Source organism: Kitasatospora acidiphila (genome assembly GCF_006636205.1).
Lineage (GTDB): Bacteria > Actinomycetota > Actinomycetes > Streptomycetales > Streptomycetaceae > Kitasatospora > Kitasatospora acidiphila.
In genome coordinates, this window is record NZ_VIGB01000003.1 from 53,676 (window position 1) to 78,955 (window position 25,280).

21 protein-coding genes and 2 pseudogenes are annotated in these 25,280 nt (G+C 71.9%); 12 read left to right on the plus strand and 11 right to left on the minus strand.

What is annotated here, in order from left to right:
- Positions 1-187: 187 nt before the first annotated feature.
- On the minus strand, positions 188-1,000 hold the full coding sequence (locus E6W39_RS01510; RefSeq protein ID WP_228717899.1) for a YhjD/YihY/BrkB family envelope integrity protein: 813 nt from the start codon (positions 998-1,000) through the stop codon (positions 188-190).
- Between the two features lie 519 nt (positions 1,001-1,519).
- Here E6W39_RS01510 and E6W39_RS38975 point away from each other — a divergent pair.
- Positions 1,520-1,891 (plus strand): CHAD domain-containing protein, encoded by a 372-nt coding sequence (locus E6W39_RS38975; protein ID WP_228718597.1) that lies wholly within the window; start codon positions 1,520-1,522, stop codon positions 1,889-1,891.
- Between the two features lie 208 nt (positions 1,892-2,099).
- Here the strand turns inward: E6W39_RS38975 and E6W39_RS01520 are convergent, their stop codons facing one another.
- Together E6W39_RS01520 and E6W39_RS01525 are read right to left on the minus strand one after the other, a co-directional pair.
- Positions 2,100-3,230: a YihY/virulence factor BrkB family protein gene (locus E6W39_RS01520; RefSeq protein ID WP_141631890.1), complete on the minus strand. Its 1,131-nt coding sequence runs from the start codon at positions 3,228-3,230 to the stop codon at positions 2,100-2,102.
- A gap of 233 nt (positions 3,231-3,463) precedes the next feature.
- A complete protein-coding gene (locus E6W39_RS01525; RefSeq protein ID WP_141631891.1) occupies positions 3,464-3,922 on the minus strand; it encodes an SRPBCC family protein in 459 nt (152 codons plus the stop codon).
- A gap of 536 nt (positions 3,923-4,458) precedes the next feature.
- Between E6W39_RS01525 and E6W39_RS38980 the strand changes: the two genes are divergently transcribed.
- Positions 4,459-4,623, plus strand: a complete 165-nt coding sequence (locus E6W39_RS38980) for a hypothetical protein (RefSeq protein WP_181799037.1) — start codon at positions 4,459-4,461, stop codon at positions 4,621-4,623.
- 167 nt (positions 4,624-4,790) lie between these two features.
- The gene (locus tag E6W39_RS01530; RefSeq protein WP_141631892.1) at positions 4,791-6,284 is read left to right on the plus strand and encodes an SDR family oxidoreductase; all 1,494 of its coding nucleotides are present in this window, start codon (positions 4,791-4,793) and stop codon (positions 6,282-6,284) included.
- 225 nt (positions 6,285-6,509) lie between these two features.
- Here the strand turns inward: E6W39_RS01530 and E6W39_RS40240 are convergent.
- Positions 6,510-6,623, minus strand: a pseudogene (locus tag E6W39_RS40240) (DUF6328 family protein); the annotation flags it as partial.
- A 278-nt stretch (positions 6,624-6,901) separates the two neighbouring features.
- Positions 6,902-7,834, minus strand: a pseudogene (locus tag E6W39_RS01535) (MFS transporter); the annotation flags it as partial.
- 690 nt (positions 7,835-8,524) lie between these two features.
- Between E6W39_RS01535 and lanKC the strand changes: the two are divergent.
- The 4 genes from lanKC (at position 8,525) to E6W39_RS01555 (ending at position 14,307) form a co-directional block, all read left to right on the plus strand.
- Positions 8,525-11,089 carry a class III lanthionine synthetase LanKC gene (lanKC, locus tag E6W39_RS01540; RefSeq protein ID WP_141631893.1) on the plus strand — a complete coding sequence of 855 codons (2,565 nt, stop codon included), beginning with the start codon at positions 8,525-8,527 and terminating at the stop codon, positions 11,087-11,089.
- Between the two features lie 87 nt (positions 11,090-11,176).
- The gene (locus tag E6W39_RS01545; RefSeq protein ID WP_141631894.1) at positions 11,177-11,302 is read left to right on the plus strand and encodes a SapB/AmfS family lanthipeptide; all 126 of its coding nucleotides are present in this window, start codon (positions 11,177-11,179) and stop codon (positions 11,300-11,302) included.
- 263 nt (positions 11,303-11,565) lie between these two features.
- The gene (locus E6W39_RS01550) at positions 11,566-12,036 is read left to right on the plus strand and encodes a hypothetical protein (protein WP_228717900.1); all 471 of its coding nucleotides are present in this window, start codon (positions 11,566-11,568) and stop codon (positions 12,034-12,036) included.
- A 213-nt stretch (positions 12,037-12,249) separates the two neighbouring features.
- The gene (locus E6W39_RS01555) at positions 12,250-14,307 is read left to right on the plus strand and encodes a phosphocholine-specific phospholipase C (protein ID WP_141631895.1); all 2,058 of its coding nucleotides are present in this window, start codon (positions 12,250-12,252) and stop codon (positions 14,305-14,307) included.
- Positions 14,308-14,373: 66 nt separating this feature from the next.
- On the opposite strand, the gene E6W39_RS01560 is transcribed toward E6W39_RS01555, so the two are convergent.
- Positions 14,374-15,924 carry a carboxylesterase/lipase family protein gene (locus E6W39_RS01560; protein WP_228717901.1) on the minus strand — a complete coding sequence of 517 codons (1,551 nt, stop codon included), beginning with the start codon at positions 15,922-15,924 and terminating at the stop codon, positions 14,374-14,376.
- Between the two features lie 95 nt (positions 15,925-16,019).
- Between E6W39_RS01560 and E6W39_RS01565 the strand changes: the two genes are divergently transcribed.
- Both E6W39_RS01565 and E6W39_RS01570 read left to right on the plus strand, forming a co-directional pair.
- Positions 16,020-16,622: a TetR/AcrR family transcriptional regulator gene (locus tag E6W39_RS01565; protein WP_141631896.1), complete on the plus strand. Its 603-nt coding sequence runs from the start codon at positions 16,020-16,022 to the stop codon at positions 16,620-16,622.
- Positions 16,623-16,630: 8 nt separating this feature from the next.
- A complete protein-coding gene (locus E6W39_RS01570) occupies positions 16,631-17,323 on the plus strand; it encodes a 2-phosphosulfolactate phosphatase (protein ID WP_141637471.1) in 693 nt (230 codons plus the stop codon).
- Between the two features lie 7 nt (positions 17,324-17,330).
- Here E6W39_RS01570 and E6W39_RS01575 read toward each other — a convergent pair whose 3' ends face one another.
- Positions 17,331-18,548, minus strand: coding sequence for a chorismate-binding protein (locus E6W39_RS01575; protein WP_141631897.1), 1,218 nt, complete (start codon positions 18,546-18,548; stop codon positions 17,331-17,333).
- A gap of 171 nt (positions 18,549-18,719) precedes the next feature.
- On the opposite strand from E6W39_RS01575, the gene E6W39_RS01580 reads away from it, so the two are divergent.
- Positions 18,720-20,798 carry an MDR family MFS transporter gene (locus E6W39_RS01580; RefSeq protein ID WP_141631898.1) on the plus strand — a complete coding sequence of 693 codons (2,079 nt, stop codon included), beginning with the start codon at positions 18,720-18,722 and terminating at the stop codon, positions 20,796-20,798.
- A 105-nt stretch (positions 20,799-20,903) separates the two neighbouring features.
- Here E6W39_RS01580 and E6W39_RS01585 read toward each other — a convergent pair whose 3' ends face one another.
- Complete coding sequence (locus tag E6W39_RS01585; protein ID WP_141631899.1) at positions 20,904-21,680, minus strand: alpha/beta fold hydrolase; 777 nt, start codon at positions 21,678-21,680, stop codon at positions 20,904-20,906.
- A 130-nt stretch (positions 21,681-21,810) separates the two neighbouring features.
- On the opposite strand from E6W39_RS01585, the gene E6W39_RS01590 reads away from it, so the two are divergent.
- A complete protein-coding gene (locus E6W39_RS01590) occupies positions 21,811-22,344 on the plus strand; it encodes a PadR family transcriptional regulator (RefSeq protein WP_141637472.1) in 534 nt (177 codons plus the stop codon).
- Positions 22,345-22,369: 25 nt separating this feature from the next.
- On the opposite strand, the gene E6W39_RS01595 is transcribed toward E6W39_RS01590, so the two are convergent.
- Positions 22,370-23,149, minus strand: coding sequence for a hypothetical protein (locus E6W39_RS01595; RefSeq protein WP_141631900.1), 780 nt, complete (start codon positions 23,147-23,149; stop codon positions 22,370-22,372).
- Positions 23,146-23,445, minus strand: a complete 300-nt coding sequence (locus tag E6W39_RS01600) for a PadR family transcriptional regulator (RefSeq protein WP_141631901.1) — start codon at positions 23,443-23,445, stop codon at positions 23,146-23,148. The genes E6W39_RS01595 and E6W39_RS01600 overlap by 4 nt, the downstream gene beginning before the upstream one ends.
- Positions 23,446-23,623: 178 nt before the next feature.
- Here E6W39_RS01600 and E6W39_RS01605 point away from each other — a divergent pair, with 178 nt between their 5' ends.
- Complete coding sequence (locus E6W39_RS01605; protein WP_141631902.1) at positions 23,624-24,616, plus strand: hypothetical protein; 993 nt, start codon at positions 23,624-23,626, stop codon at positions 24,614-24,616.
- Between the two features lie 36 nt (positions 24,617-24,652).
- Here the strand turns inward: E6W39_RS01605 and E6W39_RS01610 are convergent, their stop codons facing one another.
- On the minus strand, positions 24,653-25,276 hold the full coding sequence (locus tag E6W39_RS01610) for a TetR/AcrR family transcriptional regulator (protein WP_141631903.1): 624 nt from the start codon (positions 25,274-25,276) through the stop codon (positions 24,653-24,655).
- Between the last annotated feature and the right edge of the window lie 4 nt (positions 25,277-25,280).

The window sequence follows — 25,280 nt, forward strand, 5'->3', positions numbered from 1 at the left end:
GGATGTGGTCGTCATGGTGCAGGGGAACGCCGCCCGCACTGCCTCGTGGCAGGTCGTCCATGAGGGCTCTCCTGGAAACGTGATCGGGTGTCGATGAGGTCGGTGCGCCTGCCGGGCCCCAAGGTCACCAAACACACCCGTACACCACCCGTCCGCGTCCGGAGGCAGGGCGGTGCCAGCCACGCCTTTACTGGTCTTTTCGAGGACGCCCGCGGCGCCAGGCATGGCCGACCAGCGCGCCGGCGTACACCGTGTACCCGACTCCGATCAGCCAGGACTGCACGACCAGAACGGTCCCGACCGAGCCGTAGGAGACAGCATTGGAGACGATGAGAGGCGCGAAGATCAGCTGGGAGAAGACGCGGAGACCCGCGAAGGCGGCCACCGTCGCCACCGCACCCGGCAGCAGGGCCGACCACGGCACCCGGGAGCCGAGCAGCAGGTGCTGTAGCCACCAGAAGTAGAACACTCCTGCACAAACGCTCAGGCCCACCCGCAGCGCCGTGGACACGGTGGGGTCACGCGGAAACAGGTCCCGCCACGTGGTGAGCAGGAGGACGGCGACCAGCCCGGCCAGCCCGACCACCTGGCGCCAGGCGGCGTGCCAGGAGCCGGCGGGCAGTTGCCAGATTCGCTCATAGGCCCGCTGAACCGCAGCCATCAGCGAGATCCCGAAAACGGCGAGCGCAGCCAGGCTCAACGCGGTGGTGGTGCTGAGCACTTCGCTGCGCGAAGCGAACAGCTCGGCCACGGCCTTGGCCGAACGGCCAGACAACGCGAGACCGACGTTGATCCATTCCGCAATCCCGCCGCCCCGGCTCGGAAGCGCCGCGGCGACAACCACCAGCAGCGGAACGAGCGTGACAAAGAACAACGCGGCGAAGGCCATCGCCCGATGAAGCAGCTCGATCTCCTGGCCGCTGCGCCAGACTTCCCGCCCGTAAGCTTTGATATTCCGGCCCAGGTTTCTGACGTGGTCACCAAAGGGTCCCGTGACCACGGTGGTTCACCTCCTCCCGATCCCGCCCGCTCCCGCGGCTCGGCGGAAGCATCCTGTCCCGCGCCTTCCACGCACCGGTCCTGCTGACACCTGCCGCTCAGCGCACCAGACCCGGCTCCTTAACGGCCATGCCACCACGGAGCGCCCTTTCGGCGCGGTTACCGGGAAGCTCAGCTCGACTGTTCGGGTGAGATGCTCGACTCGAACGCAGTCGGCGCCCCGGCGGACCGGTGGGCGACGACTGCACCGTCCGCAGGCGGCATCACGACGGAAGCCACCGGGTGGACCGAGTTCGAGGTCGAGCTGGAGCATGGCACGCTAGTGCTGCTGGACCGGATCGACACCGCGTTCGCCGCGGCCGGGCTGGTCTGCTCCCCCTGGCCGTCGAGCTCGCCCACGCACTCGGCCGGTCCCGTGCGCCCGCGCCCGTGCCCGCAACGTCCGCTGGCGGAACCGGCTCAGCCGACGCCGTCGTCGTCGACGGCTTCCGCGTACAGCTCGGCAGGCTCCTCTCGCCGGATGCGGCCGTGCGCCGTGGGGAGGTGGACTCAGTGCACCGGCTGGGGGGTCAGCGCGCGGCGTCTGCGGAGTCTGTTGAAGGCCCACCGGCGGCTCTTCGACCGTCGTCGAGCCGATCCGATGGACGCGCAACTGCGCTGGCTCGGGCGGCTACTGGGCGAGGTCCGCGACCAGGAGGTACTCGGCGACCAGTTGGTGGACGGGCTGGACGCGGTGCCCACCCTGATGCTCCAGGGCGCTCTGCGAGGCCTGATCACCGAGCGCTACGCCCACAGTTACCGGCAAAGCGCGCCCGGTACACGGCTGAGAGCACCCAGCCGACGACAACGCGGCGAGCTGCGAAGCGCCTGGCGAAATTCGGCGCCCGGGTGAAGAAACGCCACAAGGTGCTGGGTAGCCATCAGGACAGTGTGGTGACACGGCAGGTCTTGACCACCCTCAGCAGCGAAGGCACCGCCGCCGACCGGAATGCTTTCGCCTACGGTGTGCTCTACGAGCGGCAGCGGCACGCTCCCGCTGCCGCGGTCCGACGACTGCCCCGGCTTCGCCGCCGCGCCAACCGGCGAAAGCTCGTGCTCCATTAGCCGACGACAAGACCTCGTGGGACGAGAGGCGATAGAGGCGGGCCCTGGTCATTCCGGGCCGTCTCTCCCTCTCTCGTGGGCGGAGACTCGCGCGAGTCGTCGGGCCCCTCGCCCTCGATCTTGTCCTCGGCCGGAGATGCCGGACTGGTGGGATCTGTGCCCTCTGGCTGCCGTCCCGGCTGGAAGTCAACATCGACATGCTGCTCGGGGCTCCTCTCCTCCTGGCGGGCGATGGCAGCGAGCACTTGCTCGTCCTTGACGGTGAGGGGCGGCTGCACCATGCTGCGCGGCCAGAGCCTGCGTGCAAGCACGACGTTGACCTCGGCCGCGTACACGGTGAGTTGGGCGCCCAGGTACAGCCAGGCCAGGAGCCCGATCACGGTCGCGAAGAATCCGTAGATCTGAGTGGCGTGGCGCAGTTGATGGGTGACGAGCAGGCCGCCGAAAGCCTGGAGAGCCGTCCACAGGGGGCCGGCCAGCAGGCATCCTGGCAGGAGGGCACGCAGCCCGATGTCCTTCGGCGTGAGAATGCGGAAGCAGGCCAGGAAGAGAGCGACGTTGAGCAGAACCGACAACACAAGGGCGCCGATGCGCGCCGGGACTCCTCCCACTGCCGTGGCGATCAAGGCCGCGGCCGCGGTGCTGGCCAGCAGGCCGCTGCCGAGGGTCACGAAGAGCAGCAAGCTCCGGGCCAGCCGCGGGAGATACCCGGGCCGGCGCGAACCGGGGACGTTCCAGATCTGCGCCATCGCGTGCTGGAGGGCCTGAGCCACCCCGAGGGAGCCGTAGAGCAGACCGAGCACGCCCACGGCCAGCGCCAATCCGTTGCCCTGGACGGAGTGCACGTTCTCCCGCAACTGCGAGCCGATAATCGGGAAGTCGGCGAGCGCGGAGTTGACCACCGCCTGCTGCGCACCTGGGTGAGCGTTCAGGACGAAGCCCAGAGCCGTGCTGAGCAGCAGCATCAGCGGCAACAGGGAGAGGAAGCCGTAGTAGGTGATCAGAGCGGCCAGGTAGCCGCCCCGGTCGTCTCCATACTTCTTGACGACGCCGAAAACGACCGCCGGCGCCGGGTGCCGCTGCTGCGCCCGGTCCAGTGCACACACCGTACGTTCCAGTGGATTCATCGCCCTTCCTCAGTCGGGGCCGGCCACGGCCCGGCATGATGCGCCTGCCCTGGTCTTCCCGATGCGACACCGACTCAGGCCGATTGGAGCGCCGCGGGGGCTTGCACAGCCCTCGTACGGGGGCAGGTCGCCGGGCGAGCGGGATCCTTGGACGGCACCAGTCCACCAAGGCCGCAGCGGCGGCCGCGCGCGGCCGGACACCGCTCGGCCGAGCCGCCGCACCCGGTCCGGATTCAGCCCGGGGTGATCCGGCCGCGCCATCCACCAGTGGCACTGCCGCGGTGCTCGATGAGCTCCTTGAACCGGCCCAGGTCCCCCTTGACCCTGCGGTCCACCATCCCGAGCGCGTCGGCGGTCCGCTCACCCATTCCCTGCGGGTCGAACTCCATCGCAAGCGAGACCTTGGTGTGGGTCGCGTCCAAGGATTGGAAGGAGACCATCCCCCGCTGCTCGGCCTCGCCGGCCACAGTCCGCCAGACGATCCGGTCATCCGCTCGCTGGTCCACGATCCCGGTATCGAACTCCCGCTCCCCACCGGCGATCTTGGTCCGCCAGTGGTTGTGCCGATCGTCCAGCTGGGTGACCTCTTCCACACCGTCCATGAACTCCGGAAAGGTCTCGAACTGGGTCCACTGGTTGTAGCAGGTGGTCAACGGTGCGTCGACCTCGATCGACTCGGTCACGGTACTCATGCTCTGTCCTACTGACCTCTCGTCAGCTCGGCTTGCGGCCGGGAGCGCTCGCCGGCTGACTCTTGTTTGTCTTCGACCGGCCTCGAAGCCGGGTCCTCGGCCTCTTTGTAGAGCTAGACGTGCCGCCGCCGGCGCCGGAGTGCACGCGCTACCCGCCGCGATGCCCGGATGAGCGCCAGCAGCAGCGCCAGTAGGGGAACCATCGTCATACCTCCTCGCCGCGCGTCTGCCCGGTTCACGGCAGTGAAACCGGCTGGCCCCCGGCTGGTCGCGTTGTCCCACAGAGCTGCCACCGGAAGTCCGATGGCGCGGTCTGCGGCCAGGCACCCTCAGCTGTCGGACGACCAACGAGATGGCGGCGGTGGTCGCCCGCACCGCAGACGGCTTCTCGGTGCCGGCCGAGCGGTGCAGCCACCTTTCGGGACCGCGCTCCTAAGGCGAACCCACTGCAGGCGAGGACACCGCTGGCTGCCTCCATGCCCCTGGCACACCAACGTAATTGACCTCCCTTTGCCCCCGACTATCCGCACGGGCAGGTGAGCGCCGTCGGTGACTTCAAGGTCTGGACGGCCCGGCGTCCAGACCTTGGCCCCCGCGAGGACGTCATGCGGTCGGTGACCGTAGCGATGCCGACCGCGGCGCGCGTTCGCTTCCATCACCTTGCCGAAGGCGGCTCCTGGTTCGACGATCAGGAAGGCTGACCGTCACGACGGGACCAACAGCTACCGGCATCCCTGACCGTCCGGTCATCACGGCTCGGGCGCCGCGGCCAGTGGAACGCCACGCGAGATCCTTGGTACGAGCGACCCAGCGCCCGGGAACCCCGAGCAGGACCCGGCGGCCCCGGCCACCGGGCGGAGGAACTGGTATGAACGAGCAGCCACCCACCTCGCTGCGCTGCCTGGTGACCGGCGCCACCGGCTACATCGGCGGCCGCCTCGTCCCCGAACTGCTCGCGCAGGGCCACACCGTACGCTGCCTGGTGCGCGCGCCCCAGCGACTGCGCGACCAGCCCTGGCGGCCCCGGGTGGACACCGCCACCGGCGACGTCACCCGACCCGACACCCTCACCGAGGCCTTCGACGGCATCGACGTCGCCTACTATCTCGTCCACTCGCTCAGCAGCGGACCGACCTTCGAGGCCACCGACCGGGAGGCTGCCCGGGCCTTCAGCGCGGCGGCCGCGGCCGCAGGCGTCACCCGAATCGTCTACCTGGGCGGCCTGACTCCGGCCGGTGTGCCCGAACGCGAGCTCTCTCCGCACCTGCGCTCCCGCTCCGAGGTCGGGCGGTTGCTGCGCGACAGCGGCGTCCCCACGGCGGAACTGCGCGCCGCCGTGATCATCGGCTCGGGTAGCGCGTCCTTCGAGATGCTCCGCCACCTCACCGAGCGCCTCCCAGCGATGGTCACCCCGCGCTGGGTCTCCACCCGAATCCAGCCGATCGCCGTCCGCGACGTGCTGCGCTACCTGGTCGGCGCCGCCCACCTGCCACCCGACGTCAACCGGGGCTTCGACATCGGCGGTCCCGAGGTCCTCACCTACCGGCGGATGATGGAGCGCTACGCCCGGATCGCCGAGCTCCCCCGGCGGGTCATCGTCCCCGTACCAGTGCTCACTCCCAGGCTCTCCAGCCACTGGGTCGGCTTGGTGACCCCGGTACCCAACGCGATCGCCCGGCCACTGGTCGAGTCACTGCGGTACGAAGTCGTCTGCGGTGAGCACGACATCGCCCGCTGGCTGCCCGACCCGGAGGGTGGCCTGATCGGATTCGACCAGGCCGTCGCACTCGCTCTGCGCCGGATCAAGGACGCCGACGTCGCCACCCGATGGTCCTGCGCCTCACTGCCCGGCGCACCGAGCGACCCGCTGCCCACCGACCCCCACTGGGCCGGCGGCAGCCTCTACCAGGACGTCCGGGAACGCGGGGTGGCCGCGCCACCGGCCGCCGTGTGGCAGGTGGTCGAGGGGATCGGCGGCGACAACGGCTGGTACTCCTTCCCACTCGCCTGGGCATTGCGCGGCTGGCTCGACCGCATGGTCGGAGGTGTAGGGCTGCGTCGGGGCCGCCGTGACCCGGCCCGGCTGCGGGTCGGGGACTCGCTGGACTTCTGGCGCGTCGAGGAGGTCGAGCCGGGACGACTGCTGCGGCTGCGCGCCGAGATGCGCCTGCCAGGCCTGGCCTGGCTGGAGCTGTCGGTCGCATCCGACGGCGCCGGCGGTACGCACTACCGGCAGCGGGCGATGTTCCAGCCGCACGGTCTCGCCGGACACGCCTACTGGTGGTCAGTCGCGCCGTTCCACGCCGTGGTGTTCGGCGGTATGGCCCGCAACATCACCGAACGGGCCCGCGTGGCAAACTGACGCCGCCTCCCGACGCCCCGTGACTTCGTACCGTGGCCGGCGGATGGCGATGCGGGGCCTGCGACCGGCTCCACTGGTGCTCTGATCGCGAAGGTTCACCGGGTTGGCGTTGGCCGGTCGCCTGCCGGTTGGATGTCGCGAGACGTTCAATTCGAAGGAGCCAGGACCCGCCACAGGATCGGCAGACCGACGTCCTCACCGATGCTGGGCCCTCCCGGTCAGTGCGCCTGTCTGGGCGACCCGTACCTCTTGGAGCATGTCGCTCCAGAGGCGATCCGCCCGTTCCTGGGGTGTCTCGTGGCGGCCGCCCGCAGTCTCGCCATCGCTGCCGGCTGTCACTGTTTCGAATCCTGCCGTCGTAGCCGCGGCGGGCCTGTCTGGGCAGCATTTCAAGCCGCCGCCTTCCTCAGCCCGGTGGCACTCGAGCGCCCGCCACACCGATACCGATACCGGCGCGCCGGAGGTCGTCGTCTCCGGAACGGGCCCGGCCGCGTCCTCACGGAAGTGCCGTCACCCGATTTCCGACGACCGAGCGCCTGAGGCGGGCCAACAGAGGCTCTTTGCGTGGGACCGGCCCCGGGCGAAACCCTGGGCGACGGGTGATCGACGCGCTGGGCCGCTCCCCGGCCCCATGTCCGCGTCTTGCCGTACAGGAAGGCCTGCCCGATGAAGAGGGCCAGGCCGAGCACCGTGCGCCGGGGATAGCGGCGGATGACGGTGCGCGCGATGGTGGCGAAGGCCGACGGCCCCGCGCGGCCGGATCGCCAGGGTGCCGTGGGCCGGCGGCAGCGCCCGACCGGTCTGCTCGACGACCGTTCGCTCGGCCTCGGCCACCAGTTGCCGGGCTTCGGCCGCTCGGCCGTGCAGCACCAGCCAGCGCGGGCTCTCCGGACCGTGCCGGCGCACCAGCAGGATCACCAACCCCAGGACCGCCCCGATCGCGAAGGCCAGCCGCCAGCCCAGGTCGGTGGCGAACAGGGCGGTGTTGAGCAGGGCGATGGAGGCGAAGGCGCCGATTCCCGCGCCGACCCAGAAGCCGCCGTTGATCACCAGGTCGATCCGGCTTCGGATCCGGGCCGGGATCAGTTCGTCGATCGCCGAGTTGATGGCCGCGTACTCCCCGCCGATGCCGAAGCCGGTGAAGAAGCGGCAGAGGAAGAAGAACCAGGCGGTCCAGGAGAGTGCGGTGACCGCGGTGGCCGCCAGGTAGCAGGCCAAGGTGACCATGAACAGCATCTTGCGCCCCAGCCGTTCGGTGGGCCAGCCGAAGAACAGCGCCCCGGTGCAGGCGCCGGCCACGTAGAGTGCGGCGGCCACCGTGGTGACCTGGGCGGTGGTGATCGTGATGCCGCTGCCGCGCTCCGCCATCCGCCATCCGCCATCCGCCATCCGCCCGGCATGTTGCCGACGACGGTGACTTCCAGCCCGTCGAGGATCCAGACCGTGCCGAGGCCGATGACGATCCGCCAGTGCCAGCGCGACCAGGGCGACCGGTCCAGCCGGGCCGGGATGTCGGCGCGGCTGACGCTCGGTTGCTGTTGCCGACCCATGGTCACATCGTGTCCGGGGCGGTGGCGGTGGTCGGGCAGACGCGGCGACGTGCTGGTCCGAGTGCGAGCGAGTACGCGGGCGCGTGGCAGGGCGGCCGGGCCGAGACATGGGGGCGCTCAGGATTATTGAGCGCCCCCATCGCGCGCTGCGCGCTGGGGGCCGCGCACGCTGCTCAGATGCAGCGGCGGGCGGTTGCGGAGGACACACCACCGCCACAGGACCGCAACGGGAGGATAGAAATCCGGTCAGTGCGGCCCAGTCGCCGGATGAGAAACTCCTGGCACGCCTGTGTCTCGACGGTATCCGTGTGACGATCCTTCAAACTGACCGCTGCTCCCGGCACAGCTGCCGAGGCCGGCCCACGGCGACGGTCCTGACCTAGCGGAACCCGTCGATCAAGCCCACCCGAGCGCACACGGCACGATGTCGAGCAACCACTCCTGGTAACCGATCCGCGTGACTCGCTTCTCCGTCCGCGAACCGAAAGCAGATTCGGCCATTGCTCAGGATCCGCTGGCCGAGGCCCGTCGCGGCAGAGCATGCTCTCCCATGACGCCAGCCGGTCCCGGTGGAGGAACTCGGCTTCAGCGGTTTCTGACGCTTCGTCACTTGCCTTTATCCAAACCCTGCTTGGGACCGCCCATGGGCACCAGCAAGCGGGGCCGCCGTCTCGATATGTGGGGGCTGGGATGGACACCCGGTACGAGGTGCACTCGTTCGCCGACCCGCTCTTCTACGACTCCCCGGTGCGCTGGGGGGCCGCGGAGGAGTTCACCGCGAGCGTCGAACCGGCGCCGAGCGGCTGGGTGCGCGGCGAACGGGGCATCTGGGTCATGCTCCATCCGGTCGGCCGGCGCCTTCCCGAGCAGGGCTGGAAGGTCCACGTCTCGGCCACCCTGGAGAACGCCGGGCAGGTGCTGGAGACGGTGCGCGAGTACTGCCTGGGCGAGCGGCTGCCGTTCAAGTTCCTGCGCGGCCTTCCGGTCGTCCAGTTGCAGAACGCCAAGTACGCGGCGCGCTCCGCCAGCGGCAAGTTCTGCACCCTCTACCCCGTCGACGACGAGCAGTTGGCGCGCTGCCTGGCCGAGCTCGGCGCGGCCCTGGACGGCGAGCCGGGCCCGTACATCCTCAGTGACCTGCGCTGGCGCCGGGGCCCGTTGTACGTGCGGTACGGCGCGTTCATCGAGCGCTGGCTGCGCGACGCCGACGGCATCCCCCAACTCGCCTTCACCGATCCCGAAGGCACCCTGGTTCCCGACGTCCGGGCACCCGTCTTCGAGGTGCCCGACTGGGCGCCGGTCCCCGAGGTGCTGCGCGAGGCACTGGCCGAGCGGAAGGCCGCCCGCGGCGGCGGCACGGACAAACTGCCCTACCAGGTGGAACGGGCCCTGCACTTCTCCAACGCGGGCGGTATCTACCTGGCCCGCGATCCGGAGTCCGGCCGGCAGGTGGTGCTCAAGGAAGGCCGCCCGCACGCGGGCCTGGACCAGCGCGGCGCCGATGCACCGACCCGACTGCGGCACGAAGCCCGGATGCTCGAACTGCTCGGCGGGGTTGCGCAGGTGCCGACGCTGCTGGGCCGATTCACCGCCTGGGAGCACGAGTTCCTGGCCCAGGAGTACGTCGAGGGCGAGACCCTCAACGCCTGGCTGACCCGCCACTACCCGCTGATCCACCCGGACCCGAGCGAGGCCGAGGTGGCCGAGTACGCCGCCGACGCCCTCGCGCTGCTGGACCGGATCGAGGCCGCAGTCGCCGCCCTGCACCTGCGCGGTGTGGTCTTCGGCGATCTGCACCCGCACAACATCATGGTCCGCCCGAACGGTGACATCGTCTTCATCGACTTCGAACTCGCCAGCCCGATCGACGAGTTCATACAGCCGGCACTCGGCGCGGCGGGCTTCGCGGTGCCCGGTCTGACCGGCTTCGACGTCGACCTGCGGGCGCTGGCCGCGCTGCGGCTCTGGTTCTTCCTGCCGCTTCAGCAGCTGCTGGCCCTCGATCCGGGCAAGGCGGGCGACCTGGCCGATGCCGCCGCGAAGCGGTTCGCCCTGCCGGCCGGGTTCGCCGAGCGGGCGCGCCGGGAGCTGGCGCCTCCTTCCAGCGCCGGGACCACCCCGGCCGGCTCGGCGGCCGAACGGGCCAGGCTCACCGCCCTGCTGTCGGCCCCGGCCGCCGACTGGCCGGCCCTGCGCGACTCGCTGGCCCGGGGCATCATGGCCGCCGCCACCCCGGAACGGGAGGACCGGCTGTTCCCCGGTGACATCGCCCAGTTCTCGGTGGACGCCCTCGGGCTGGCGTACGGCGCGGCCGGCGTGCTGTACGCGCTGCACAGCACCGGTGCGCCGGTCGACCCGGACCACGTGCGCTGGCTGGTGGAGGCCGAACGGCGCCGCACCCCGCGCCCGGGGCTGTGGACCGGCAGCCACGGTGTGGCCGTGGTTCTGGACCTGCTGGGCGAACGGCACACCGCCCGGCAGCTCATCGACCAGCTGGCCGAACTGCCACTCGACGACCAGGGCGAGGACCTGGCGGCCGGGCTGGCGGGTACCGTGCTGACCCTGCTGCACTTCGCCGCCGATCGCCCGGAACTGCTCGACCTCGCCAGGTCCGCCGGCAGCCTGCTGGCCGAGCGGCAGGAGAAGGGCGAGCCGAGTCCGACCGCCCCGATCGGGCTGCTGCGCGGCGGCAGCGGGCAGGCCCTGGCCCTGCTGCGACTGTTCGAACGCACCGGCGACGAGCACCTGTTGGACTGCGCGGAGCGCGCCCTCGACCACGACCTCGCGCGCTGTGCGACCGTCTCGGACGGCACCCTCCAGGTGCGTGACAAGGCCCGGGTGCTGCCCTATCTGGAGAAGGGCGGCACCGGAATCGGCCTGGCGCTGGAAGAGTTCCTGACTCACCGGCCCGGCTCACCCCTGGCCGCCTCCGCCGGGCCGATCCGGCGTTCCGCCGAGCCGGAGTTCATCATCCAGCCCAGTCTTTTCAACGGCCGGGCCGGACTGATCCTCTACCTCGCGGAGCAGCGCCGTTGCCATCCCGAGCTCGCCCTGGACGGGTTGATCGACAGCCACCGTCGTTCGCTGGCCTGGCACTTGGTCCCCTATCGGTCCGAACTGGCTTTTCCGGGAGAACAGCTGCTGAGGCTCTCGACGGATCTGGCCACCGGCTCGGCGGGCGTGCTGCTCGCCCTGGGTGCCGCTCTCGCCGGCACTGGTGGCCTGCCGCTCACCGGCCCGCTGCGACCGCGCTGACTTCCCTCCCCTCGGGCACGCCCGACGTGCCCCCACCGACCCCCGGCCGCCGCGGCCGGGACCACCACCCCCGAAAGGAACACCATCATGGAGATCCTGGAGCTGCAGGCCCTGGAGACCCCGGCCGAGGAGACCGACGCCAACGAGATGAGCAGCACCCTGAGCGTCATCAACTGCGGCGCCAGCACCGTGAGCACCCTGCTCTGCCTCTGACGCACCCCCGGTGGCCCGGCAGCGCACCCCGCGCTGCCGGGCCACCGGCATGTCCGCGGCGGTGCCCCAGGGGCGCTCGCCGCGTCCCGGGGAAAGGACACCCGAGCGGCATTGAACCCGTCCGGGCCGCGCCGCGTACCCCATGGCAGACGATCCAGAAGACGCCTGGCAACGACTGACTCAGCAGACGCCCCACCGGCCCGCTGGACGAGCTGCCACCTCCCGGCACCCCGCGTACCCCCACCCCCTCAGGAGGCACTGCCATGCCTTCCGTCCTCATCGTTCGCCGCGAGCAATCCCTCGCCCTCCCCCGCCCCCACCCGCTGATCGCCCTGCCCGCCGCCCTGCTGTGCCTGGTCGTGGCCTGGATCCACGTCCAGGACCAGGGCGGCTTCCCCGGCAGCAAGAGCCCGCGCTACGTCGGGATCGGCTACTACCTGGTAGAGGCGGGCGGAGTGCTGACCGCGGCGGTACTCATCGCCTACGCGATGCGCCCGCTCGCCCGGTCGGCGCTCCCCTGGCTGCTGGCGGGCGGCATCGCGGCCGGTCCGCTGATCGGCTACCTGCTCTCCCGTGGACCGGGGCTGCCGGACTACGGCGACGACCGGGGCAACTGGACCGAACCGCTTGGCCTGGCCAGCCTCGCCGTCGAGGCGTCACTGCTCGCCGTGGCGGCCGTCGCCCTGTGGATGCACCGGCGGGCTCCCGGTGCACGGGTGAGCGGGCACGGGTGAGCGTCGGGCCGCCCGTGCTCGCACCGGCGCCGCGTCACCCAACCGGTGGTTGACGCGGCGTCATACCGCGCGCCGACCGCCTACGGGGTGTGAAGCACCGTAGATTGGCACAGTGTTCGCCCGGTATTTCCACTCGTTCCGCCATCGCGTTCTCGGCGGACTGAGCAGACTGTCTCCGCACACTCCCGGAGAGCCACAGGAGACCTGCCTGCCATGAGCACCCTCAATCGCCGTCGATTCATCCAGCTGGCGGGCGGAGCCGCCGCCTTCTCTGCGCTGTCGAGCAGCATCGCGCGCGCCGCGGAGATCCCGGCCAACCGCCGGACCGGAAGCCTGAAGGACGTCGAGCACATCGTCGTGCTGATGCAGGAGAACCGTTCCTTCGACCACTACTTCGGCACCCTGCGCGGGGTTCGCGGTTTCGGCGACCCGCACCCGGTGGCGCTGCCGAACGGCAAGCCGGTCTGGTACCAGTCGAACGGCACCAAGGACGTGCTGCCGTTCCACCCGACCGCGGACAACCTGGGCCTGCAGTTCCTGGAGGACCTGCCGCACGACTGGAACAGCACCCACCAGGCCCTGAACCACGGCAAGTACGACCAGTGGGTGCCCGCCAAGTCGGCCACCACCATGGCCTACCTGACCCGGGACGACATCCCGTTCCACTACGCGCTGGCCGACGCCTTCACCATCTGCGACGCCTACCACTGCTCGCTGCTCGGCCCCACCGACCCGAACCGGTACTACATGTGGACCGGTTACGTCGGCAACGACGGCAAGGGCGGCGGCCCGGTGATCAGCAACGCCGAGGCCGGCTACTCCTGGACCACCTACCCGGAGCGCCTGGAGCAGGCCGGTGTCTCCTGGAAGATCTACCAGGACGTCGGCGACGGCCTGGACGGCGACCACGGCTGGGGTTGGATAGAGGACGCCTACCGGGGCAACTACGGCGACAACTCGCTGCTGTACTTCAACCAGTACCGCAACGCCAAGCCCGGCGACCCGCTCTACGACAAGGCCCGCACCGGGACCAACGCCAAGGCCGGCGAGGGCTTCTTCGACCACCTGAAGGCCGACGTGCTGGGCGGCAAGCTGCCCCAGGTCTCCTGGGTCGTGGCGCCCGAGGCCTTCACCGAGCACCCCAACTGGCCGGTCAACTACGGCGCCTGGTACATCTCGCAGGTGCTGGACGCGCTGACCGCCGACCCCGAGGTGTGGAGCCGCACCGCGCTGCTGATCACCTACGACGAGAACGACGGCTTCTTCGACCACGTGCTCCCGCCCTACCCGGCGGCCTCGGGGGCCGAGGGCGGCTCCACCGTGGACACCACGGTTGAGCACTTCACCCCGGCGGCGGGCAACTCCTCGGCGGCGGGCCCGTACGGTCTCGGCCAGCGGGTGCCGATGTTCGTGGTCTCGCCGTGGAGCAAGGGCGGCGCGGTCTGCTCGCAGACCTTCGACCACACCTCGATCATCCAGTTCATCGAGCAGCGCTTCGGTGTGCACGAGCCCAACATCTCGCCGTGGCGGCGGGCGGTCTGCGGTGACCTGACCGCGGCCTTCGACTTCAGGCACGGCGACGCCGAGGTGCCGGACCTGCCGGACACCGACGGCTACCTGCCGCCGGACCAGAACCGCCACCCCAGCTATGTGCCGACCCCGCCGGCCGACCCCGAGCTGCCCAAGCAGGAGCCGGGCCTGCGCACCGCCCGTCCGCTCCCCTACGACCTGGCCGCCGACGGCCGGGCCGGGGCGGACGGCCGGCTGCGGATCGACCTCGCCAGCCACGGCGCGGCCGGCGCGCACTTCCTGGTCACCTCGTCGACCCAGGCCGGCGGCCCGTGGAACTACACCGTCGAGGCGGGCCGGTCACTGTCCGGTGAGTGGCAGCTGGCCACCGGCGGCTACGCCCTCGCGGTGTACGGCCCCAACGGTTTCCTGCGCGAGTTCAAGGGCACCGCTGGCGCGGCCGGCCCCGAGCTCACGGCTCGTCACCACGGCAGCAGCGGCCAGCTCCAGCTCGAGCTGACCAACGAGGGCAGCACCCCGGTGCGGCTGACCATCACGGACGGCTACGGCAACGAGCACGAGGCCGCCTACCAGCTGCGCCCGGGCGCCCGGGTGACCCATGTGGCCCACCCGCACCGCAGCAACGGCTGGTACGACCTGACGGTCACCTCGGACCGGGACCCGGGCTACCGCCGGCGCCTGGCCGGCCACATCGAGACCGGCCAGGCGAGCACCAGCGACCCGGCGATCGCCGGCGCCTGACGCGCCGGGTGGCGGCCCGTTCCGACGAGCGGGCCGCCATTCGGGAGGGCCGCCCCCGCGAGCCGGTCAAGGGAGGTCGAACGGCTCCGGGGTGTGCCCCTCCCAGATCCGGCGGGAGGCGTCCTCCGGGTAGGGGGCAGTGGTCGACCGGGCGGCCAGCACTCGCGTGAGGTGCTGGTCGGGCCGGTACGGTGCCCAGCCCGGGTCGCCCTTGACCACGAAGTCGATCCAGGCCCGCTGGAGTTCCCGGGAGACCGCGACGGCCTCCGGGGTCGGCTCGGGGCCGAAGAGCTGGGCGCCGACGGGGCTGCTCAAGGTGCCGAACGCCAGCGGCACGTCGAGGCTGTGGCAGGCCCCCAGGATGCCGCCCATCACCGGGGAGGGCAGCGCCACCTCGAACAGGTACGAGGTGCCGCCGGCCACGGCGTTGGCGTGCGCTAGTTGCTGCGACGGGATCCGGAACAGGGCGTCGGAGTAGACCGTCTCCAGCATCTCCTCCGCCGTGGCCTCCGGGAAGGAGGCCCGGTAGGCCTGCGGGCCGACGGCGCCCGGGGCGAACAGGTCGAGGGCGGTTCGGGAGTCCTCGTCCGTGAAGCTGCCGAGCCGGCCGGTCATCACGCTGAACAGCCGGAACTCGTCCCGGGTGTGGCCGACCAGCAGCTCGATCCCGTCGGCGCGCCCGCCGGTCAGCGCGGGCCACGGGGTCTCGGGGAGCACCGAGCCGTCGACGACCGGGCAGACGGCGATGCCGGCCTGGGCGAGGCGGCCCCAGCGCTCGCGGTAGCCGGGCAAGTCGCCGCTGAGCGCGGTCACCGCGTCGGCCAGGCGCTGCGGCTCGATCTCGGCGAAGGCCGCGGCGGTGGGCAAGGTGCAAAGGCGGGCGGCGAGTTCGGCGGTCACCTCGGCGGCGAGGGCGGGCGTGCCGTGGTAGGCGGGCACCGAGTGGGTGATGGCCCGCCGGAACAGGCCGCGCGCCCGCGTCATGGTCAGCAGGGCGGCGATGGAGCCCGCGCCGGCGGACTGGCCGGCCAACGTGACCTGGCCCGGGTCGCCGCCGAACGCGGCGATGTTGCGCCGCACCCACTCCAGGGCCGCGATCTGGTCGAGGATGCCGCGGTTCGGCGGGGCTCCGTCGAGGAGGGCGAAACCCTCGGCGCTGACCCGGTAGTTGATGCTCACCACCACGACTCCCGCCGCCGTCAGCGCCGCCGGGTCGTACATCGGGTCACTGGAGGCCCCGCCGAAGTAGGCGCCGCCGTGGATCCACACCAGCACCGGCAGGCCGGCCGCCCCCGGATCCGGTGTGCTGACGTTGAGGGTCAGCCAATTGCCGTCCGCCGCACGGCCCGCGATCGCCGAGTCCGTTCCCGCCGGACCGGACTGCGGCGCGCTGGGCCCGAACTCCGCGGCCTGCCTGGTCCCGTCCCAGTGCAGCAGCGGGGCGGGGGCGGTGAAGCGGAACGCGCCGACCGGCGGCTGGGCGTAGGGGATGCCGCGGAACACCGCGTGTCCCTGCCGCCAGCGGCCGGCCAGCACGCCCTCGGCGGTTCGCACCGTCGGCTGTACGGCCTTGCCGCGATCAGGCATCTCACGTCCAGGCGTGCCGCGTTCGGACATGTCGCTTCCTCCCTCAGGGCAGCATCCAGGTTGTTGGGTCAGGTGTATTATGTCAACCGTATTGAAAACAAGAGCCTTGCGGGGAGCAGCACCTGATGCCGAGACAGGTGGATCACCAGGAACGCCGGGAGACCATCGCCCGTGCCCTGTGGCGTGTGGTGGAGCAGCGCGGCGTGCCGCATCTCACGATGCGCGTGGTCGCCCAGGAGGCGGGCATCTCACTGGGGCAGTTGCAGCACTACTTCGCCTCCCGGGAGGCGATGCTGTCCTTCGCCATGGACTTCTCGGCGGAGCAGAGCACCCTCCGGGTCGGCGAGGGCCTCGCCCGGCTCGGTGACCGGCCGCACCCGCGTGATGTGCTGCGCCTGATGCTGGTGGAGCTGCTGCCACTGCACCCCGGCGCCCGGGCGACCAGCCGGATGAGCGCCGCCTACGTCCTGGAGGCGCTGCACAATCCGGACATCCGCGAGCGGGCCCGCGAGGGGATCTCGCACGGCCGCTCGGTGGTGGAGCAGCTGGTACGCCAGGCGATCGCCGACGGGCAGATCGGCGCGGACCGCGACCCGGTGGTCGAGACCAACCTGCTGCTCGCCCTCACCGGCTTCACCACGCTGCTCGAACTGCATGTGATCGAGCCGCAGGATGTGCTCGCCGCGATCGACCAGCACCTCGACCGACTGTTCAACTCGCCTTCGTGAGGCAGCAGATGACCTTCCGCTACGCCGGCATCGCCGAGGTGGCCGACGCGGCCGAGCCACCCGCGGTCGCCGTCGTCATCGACGTGCTGCGCGCCTTCACCGTGGCGGCGCAGGCCTTCGCGCGGGGAGCCGAGCGGATCGTGCTGGCCGAGTCGCTGGACCAGGCGCTGGCACTGAGGGAGCGTCACCCCGACTGGGTGGCACTGAAGGACGGTGCGCCCACACCCGGGTTCGACGCGGTCAACTCCCCCGGCCTGCTGCGTTCTGTACCGCTGGCCGGGCGCACCGTGGTGCAGAAGACGACCGCCGGCACGGTCGGCGCGCTGGCCGTCCGCGACGCGGGCCTGGTGCTCTGCACGAGCTTCGCGGTCGCCGACGCGACGGCCCGCGTGCTGCGTGGCCGGCCGTCGTCGCCGGTGACCTTCGTGATCACCGGCGACGACGGCACGGCCCCGGAGGACCGCGCCTGCGCCGAGTACATCGCCCGCCGGACCGCCGATCCCGCCGCCGACCCCGCCCCCTATCTGCGGCGCGCCGCCCGCTCCCCCGCGGCCGCCGGCCTCGCCGAGGGCCTGCGTCGCGGCTACCGCGGGGTCCACCCCGACGACGTCCCGCTCTGCCTCCAGGCCGACCGCTATCCGTTCGCGATGGCCGCCGCGCCGGTGGATGGGCTCCTGGTGCTGCGACCACAAGGGATCTGACGGACCGTCAACTCTCCATTGGGATCTCGATGTCCGCCAACTTGTGGCAGGTGTCCGCCCATTCGCCCGCCGGGGTGGAGTCGCGGGTGACCGCGGCGCCGACGTAGGTGAAGGTGTCGCCGCCGGTGCGGAACACAGTGCGCAGGGTCTGGGACAGGGAGAGGCGGCCGGGTTGGAAGCGGCCGACGAGGCCGTGGTAGGCGCCGCGGGGGAAGGGTTCGATGTCGGCGAGGAGGGAGAGGCCGGCGGGCGGGTTGCAGGGGGTGGGGAGGGCGGCGCGCAGCAGGTCGGTGAGGGTGGCGTGCTCCGACTGGACGGTGAGGACGGTCATCAGGTGCCGCAGCCGAGCCCGGTCCAGCACGGAGGTGCCGGCGCCGACCACCGCGCCGAGGCGGCGCAGCGAGCGGCGCCAGGCGCTGAGTGCCGAGGCGTGCTCGGCGAGGATCTTGCCGTCGCTGACGAAGGCGGCGGCGAGGTCGTGGTCGGTGGTGCCGGGGTGGCGGGGGTAGGTGCCGGCCAGCTTGTAGGAGCGGAAGGCGGCGAGGTTGCCGTGGACCAGCAGTTCGGGGCTGTTGCCGGCCATCTCGAAGCCGCCGTGGCGGACGTAGAAGAGTCGACTGGTCTGCGTCGGCGGCGGGCCGGTGAGCAGCTGGCGGGTGAGCGGGAACCGGGTGCTCACCTCGACCCGGCGGGCGACGGTGCAGCGGTGGTCGGTGCTGTCGCCGATCCACTCCAGGGCGCGCCGGACGGCGTCCTCGTAGGCGGCGCGCCCCTGCTCGCTCGGGTCCGTCAGCGGCACGGATCTGACGGTGTGGGCAAGGCGCGGGCGAAGCGTCTCCCAGGCGTCCGAGGGGCGGCCGCGCAGCACGGTCGGGCCGGTCGCGTCGACCTGGAAGAGCAGTCGGGGCAGGCTGAGCCAGCTGGCCGGGTAGTCGGCGCGGGCGAGGCGGGGTTCGAGGCTGCGCAGCAGGTCGGAGCCGAGGTGGCCGAGCACGGGTGCGCCGGCGGCGTGTTCGAGGAAATCGGTGATGGCGGGCCAGGGGTCGGTCTCGGTGCCGTCGAGGGCCAGCCGGGCGCTGCTGCCGACGCCGATCAGGTAGCTGTCCGGCCCGCCGTAGACCACCAGGTCCTCGTGCGGGTCGGCATGCTCGGCGAGGGCGTGGGCCCAGGCGCGGGCGGTGGTTGCGAGGCGCGCACGTTCGGGGATCGTGTGGAGGTCGCTCATGGGCGTGCGGACGTTCCTCTCCGGGAGGGGTGGGCTGCGGTCCTGGTGCCGTACCCGGCGCTCGGGTGGCCAATCGTGTACGCAGCGTGCATCGCCCGTTCGGAGCAATAAAGCCGGAGCGGCCGGTCGCTCCGCTCGCGGAAGATCGTTGTCGGCACGAGCCTTGCCGCTATGACGACGCTCGACGAGAGTCCGCAGGGTTCGCAGGCCGCACCACCCGTTCTCGACGTTCGCCAGCGCAACATCGTCTTCGGCACCATCGTGCTCGGAATGCTGCTGGCCGCACTCGACCAGACCATCGTCGGGACGGCGCTGCCGACCATCGTGGCCGACCTGGGCGGCGCCGCGCACATGTCCTGGGTGGTGACCTCCTATCTGCTGGCCGAGACCGTGGCCACCGTGCTGGTCGGCAAGTTCGGCGACCTGTACGGCCGCAAGCTGGTGTTCCAGGTCTCGGCGATCGTCTTCATCACCGGCTCGTTCTTCTGCGGGCTGGCGACCGACATGTCGCTGCTGATCACCTGGCGAGCGCTGCAGGGCCTGGGGGCCGGCGGTCTGATGGTCACGTCGATGGCGTTGATCGCCGATGTGATCCCGCTGCGCGAGCGCGGCAAGTACCAGGGCGCGATCGGCGCGGTGTTCGGGGTGGCCACGGTGATCGGGCCGCTGCTCGGCGGGCTGTTCACCGATCACCTCTCCTGGCGCTGGGCGTTCTACGTCAATGTGCCGATCGCCGTTGTGGTGGTGGCCTCGGCGGCGCGGACGCTGCCGGCGCTGCGGTCGGCGGTGCGGCCGGTCATCGACTACCTGGGGATCGGGCTGGTCACCGTCGGGGCGAGCGCGCTGATCCTGGCCACCAGCCTGGGCGGCAACCAGTTCGCCTGGACCTCGCCGGCGATCACCGGGCTGTTCGCGGCGGGCGTGGCCGCGCTGGCCGGGTTCTGCTGGGCGGAGACCCGGGCCGAGCAACCCATGCTGCCGATGCGGCTGTTCGGCACTCCCGTGTTCGCGGTCTGCTCGGTGCTCTCCTTCATCGTCGGCTTCGCCATGCTCGGCGCGATGACCTTCCTGCCGACCTATCTGCAGTATGTGGACGGCGACTCGGCGACGGTCTCCGGGGTGCGCACGCTGCCGATGGTGGCCGGTCTGCTGCTGGCCTCCGTCTTCAGCGGGAACGTGGTCAGCAAGACCGGGCAGTACCGGCTCTTCCCGATCGTCGGCACGGCGGTGATGGCCGTCGGGCTGTACCTGCTGTCGCTGCTGAAGCCAAGCACGGGCGCCGGGTTGGCCTCGCTCTACATGTTCGTGCTGGGCACCGGCATCGGGCTCAGCATGCAGGTGCTCACCATCGCCGTGCAGAACACCGTGGACTACGCCGACCTCGGCACCGCGACCTCCGGGGTGACGTTCTTCCGCACCATCGGCAGCTCCTTCGGCACCGCGGTGTTCGGGACCATCTACGCCAACACCCTCAAGACCAACCTGGCCGACGGCGTGCGCCGTTCCGCGCAGCTGACCGGCGCCGAACCCGCCCACCTGGCCACGGCGGCGGGCAGTCCGGCGGGCCTGCACGCGCTGCCGAAGGCCGAGGCGGCACCGATCATCTCGGCCTACGCCGACAGCCTGCACACGGTGTTCCTGTGGACCGTGCCGGTGGCCGGGCTCGGCTTCGTGGTGGCGCTCTTCCTGAAGCAGGTGAAGCTGCGCGACAGCGCGCGGGCCGGGTCGACCGACATGGGCGAGGGGTTCGCGCAGCCGATCGGCAGCGATGCGATGCAGCACCTGGAGTACTCCGTCTGCCGGATCATCCGCCAGGCGGATCTGGACACGGCGCGCAGGGTCATCGCCGGCTCGGGGACCAGGCTGGACCTCGCGGGGGCCTGGGCGGTGATGGAGGTCGAGCAGCTCATCCGGGTGGTGGGGCATGCCCGGCTCGGGTTGATCGCCGCGCGCAGGCGGGTGCCGCCGGAGGTGCTGGAGCCGGTCTTCATCCGGATGGTCGACGAGGGGTACCTGACTCGGCAACAGGACTTCCTCGACCACACCGAGGCGGGACGGACGGAGGCCGAGGTGCTCGACCGGGCCTGGGCCGACTGGCTCAACGCCCAGTTGGAGGCGGACGCCGGCCGCCCTCGCAGTGCCGAGCTGCGGGCGGCGGCGGACAGCATCGCCAAGCGGCTGCTGGCGGAGGACCTGGCCAACGGGATCCCGGCCGGGCGGAGCGGGGCGCCGGTCGGCGGGTCGGGCTGAGCTCGGCGGGTGGCGGTGGGCCGGGCAGTGGCCACGGTCGGCGAGGCGGGCCGAGCTCAGCGGGCGCCGGCCGGCGGGTCAGCGGGTCATCGGGTCGGGCCGAGCTCAGTGGGCGCCGCGCAGGGCGTAGGCGGTGGCCCGGGCGAACGCCTGCGGGTTGTCCAGCATGATGTTGTGCCCGCAGTCCGGGATGGACACCACCGACACCCCGTGCGCGGCGAGCCGCTCGGCGCCCGGCAGGGCCGGGTCGGCCGCGGGGCGCAGGTAGGTGCGCGGGATCGGCAGCTCCAGCAGCAGTTCGCGCATGGTGGGCGTGCTGCCGGCGGCGAGGTGGACGGCGGAGCGGTGCAGGGCCTCGCGCCCGGCCAGGCGCATGGTGGACCACCAGTGCGGGCCGACCCGGTCACGCACCTGCTTCCAGCCGCCCGCCAGGAACTCCTGCTCCGAGTAGGAGGCGATCCCGCTGGACCCCGCCTTGGCAGTGCGGGCGGCCGGTTGGGGGTCGAGGTTGGCGTCCACCAGCACCAGCTTGGCGACCAGCCGCGGGTGGCGGGCCGCCAGCACGATCGCCACCGCGCCGCCCATGCTGTGGGCGATCACCTCGGCGGCTTCGACGCCGGCTTCGTCCAGTGCGGCCGCGACGGCGTCGGCGTGCTCCTCGAGGGTGTAGCCGAAGTCGGTGGGACGGTCGCTGATGCCGAAGCCGAGCAGGTCGAGCAGCAGCGAGCGGTGGCCGGCAAGCTCGGGGTGGACGGCCGAGGCGGTGAAGTAGGGCCCGCTGCTGGCGCCGAGTCCGTGCAGATAGACCCGGCTCGGCTCGCTGCCCGGCAGCTCGATCCAGCGGATCCGGGCTCCGGACTCGGTCACCTGGGCATCGCGCATTGCTCCTCCTCAAGGGTCGGCCGACGGGCGCCGGCTCAGGGGTCGGCCGACGGGCGCCGGCCGGCTTCAAGCATCGCCGGGACTATACATCGACACCGATGTATAGCGACAGTGAGGCATAATGGCGGTTGTGTTGGAGTTGGCGATCCTGGGGTTCCTGTACGAGCAGCCGCTGCACGGCTATGAGCTGAAACGGCGGGTCGCGCAGCTGACCGGGCATGTCCGGCCGATCGCCGACGGCACGCTCTATCCGGCGATCAAGCGGCTGGAGAAGGCGGGTTGGCTCACCCGGCAGACCGAGCCGGGCACCCGGGCCGCGCCGCGGCATGTGCTCACCCTCACGACCGAGGGGCGGGCGGAGCTGACCCGGCGGCTGCGCGGGGCCGACGGCGTGGAGATCACCGACGAGAACCACTGGTTCACGGTGCTCGCCTTCCTGCGCCTGCTGGACGCGCCGGCCGAGCAGGCCGAGGTGCTGCGACGCCGGCTCGCCTTCCTCCGGGAGCCGAGCAGCTTCTTCTACGAGGGTGACCGGCCACTGGGCGCCGAGGACATCACGGATCCGTTCCGGCAGGGCCTGCTGTTGATCGCCCGGGCCACCAGCCAGACCGAACTGGCCTGGCTGGAGCGGACATTGGCGACCCTTGAGGGCGGCAAGGACTGACGGTCAGCCAATTGCCGCCGGGGCATCAGCCGACGGCCGTCTCCCGCAGGTCCCGCAGCGTGGCGGTCAGCGCCCGGCCGAGCAGCACCAGCGCACCGCCGGCGGCGACGGCCAGGCCGTCGGTCTGCGGATGGGCCAGCCCGACGGCCAGCGCCACCGATCCGGTGAGCACGCTGGCCGCGGTCAGGCTGCCGATGCCCAGCCGCAGCCGACGGACCCCGGGGGCGACCACTACGCCACCGCCCAGCCCCGCGACCACCCGGCAGGCCTGGACGGCGCCGACGAGCAGCAGCCCCCAGTAGCTCGCCACCATCAGCTGATGCCACAGGCCGCCTGCCAGCACGGCCGGGTAGCGGTGCACGGCGGCCACCATGGCGACGCCGACCAGCGCCGGGCCGGTGAGCCGACGCACCGCCCGGCCGAGCAGCGCGGCGACCGCTAGCCGGCTCAGCCGGGGCAGCGGCGCGACCAACCCGAGCCCGAGCAGGAAGAGCGCGGCGCACGGCCACAGCACCCAGGCGCCGCCCGGCACCGCGGCGAGCGGGGTGCCCTGAGCGGTGGCGGCGCGGGCGAGCAGCACCGCGATCACGGTGGCAGTGACTCCCAACGCGGCCACCCGCTCCCGCCGTTGGGCCCGCGAGTCGGCCGGCCAGATCGCCGGATGCAGCCACATGTCCGCGATCCCGGCCAGCAGGCTCGGCCAGCCCTTCCAGCCGGCCGCCCGCGCGTCGTCCTCCAGCCCGGGCCCCCAGCGGTCCCGGAAAGCGGCCGGATACAGCCGCACAAGCCCCCGATGGACCGTCACGCCGGATTCACCCCCAGGCTGCGCAGCCCCGCACGGGCGACCTTGGCCATCGACCGCAGCTCCCGCTCCAGCACCTCCCGACCGGCGGGGGTCAGCCGCACCGGTCGCTGCCGGCCCTGCTCCTCGGCCGGCTCGATCAGCTGCTTGGCCTCCAGTCGGGCCAGCGCGCCGTAGAGGCTGCCCGGACCGAGCCGCTCCCCGACCAGGTCCTCGATGGCGGCGTTGATGGCGTAACCGTGCAGTGGCCCGTCGGCCAGCACGCACAGCACCAGCGTCTGCGCGTCGTTCGCCTGCATCCGCCTCACTCCCTCGCTCGATGCACCCCCAGGCTACTACGCATCAAGTAGTACGTGACAAGTACTACGTGCCGTGTACTATTCCGGCCATGCCGAACTCCAACACCCCTGCGGTGCCTTCAGATTCCCCGGTCGCGGTGATCGAGGCCCCGCACCGCGCAGCGATCCGGTGGGCGCCGTGACCGAGCGCGCTCCTCAACTCCCGGTGGCCGCCCTGCGGTTCTCGTTCGCCCTGGCCACGGCCTTCACCGTGTTCGCCTATGTCACCACCCAGCTGCGCGCGGTGCGGGCCGGCAGCCCCTGGCAGGACGACCCGTACGACGTCGTGGTGTCCTTCACGGTCTTCCTGGTCCCGGCGCTGAGCGCCCTGACCGCGCTGCGGGCGCTGCTGTGCCGGGGCGGCCGGCCGCAGCCGTTCCACCGGGTGGACCAACTGCTGCGCGCCGCCCGCCTGTCCACGCTGCTGGTCGCGGCAACCATGGTCGCCGACTGCACGGCGGCGGCACTGCGCGCGGACCACCAACACTGGAACGGCGAAACGCCGTGGCTGATCGCCTCGTTGGTCCCGCTCACCGTGGCGGCGGCGGTCGGCCTACTGCTGCTGTGGCAGGCATTCGGCCGACTGCCGGGCCCGGCACGGGAGTTGTCCGAGGGGGCCGACTGGCTGACCGATCTGGCCCTGCTGATCGAGCTGGCGACGGTGCGGCTGCCCGGTCCGCTGCGCCGCCCGGCCTCGCGGCTCGCACCCGGCGCGCTGGCCGCGTTCGCCCGCGACCACATCACCGCCGTCGCCGCGGCCGCCAGCCTGACGGCCGGGCTCGGACTGGCCGTCGGCCAGGCACTCGGCGAAGGCCCGCCCGGGCCGGTGCTGTTCGTCATCGAGGTGGGCATCGCCTCGGGCGGCTTCTTCGCCTTCTGCATGCTCTGCAACAGCGTGCTGCGGATCGCGGCGCCCAGGAGGTCAGGTCAGCGGTGGCGGGCGGCGATCCGCCGGGCCGCCGTCGCGGCGGCTCTCGCCGTGCCGGTCACCACCGGCCTGCGGGATCCGCTGCAGCGGGTGGTCGGCCCGGTCGACACGCTCGGCGAGCTGGCCGGGCTGCTCGTCTGCGCCGCGCTGCTCGCCGGTTCGGTCACGTTCGCCGTCACCCTCGGCCGTCGGCAGCGCAGTTGACGAATCGCCAGAGAGCCACAGCTAGTTGACGAACCGTCAGGAAGGCATGGGCGCCGCCGGCGGCGGCTGCGGCAGTGGGTGGGCACCCGCGGGGCGCAGCCCGTCGAAGATGATCCCGAGGTAGCGGCGCCACAACTCGGGGCTGCCGGCCCGCAGCGGCTCGGCGACGTGCCCCGGAGCGCACATCAGCAGCACCACGTCCGGCCCGGTCACGTCCGCCCGCAGCACCCCGGCCGCGCGGGCTCGGTCGACCAGGGCGTAGGCCGCCTGGAACATCCGCTCGCGGGCACGGGTGACCTCGGGCTCGGCGAGGGCGGTCTCCGCCGCTGCGAACAGGAAGGAGAGGTCGCGCTCCTGCTGCTGCTCGATGGCCACGCCGAGGAACTCGAGCAGCGCCTGCTCCGGGTCGTTCGCACCCGCCAGCGACTCGCCGAGGGTCGCCAGGACGTCGAGGCGGCTGCGGACGATCGCGGCGAGCAGGTGGTCCTTGGTGGCGAAGTGCCGGAAGACCGTGCCCTTGCCCACGCCCGCGCGCCGCGCTATGTCGGCGATCGAGGCGTCGATGCCGTGCTCGGCGAACTCGGCGGCCGCCGCGGCGAGCAGCAGGTCGCGGTTGCGGGCGGCGTCGGCGCGCAGCGGGCGCGGGGCGGACGTGGTCATCCCC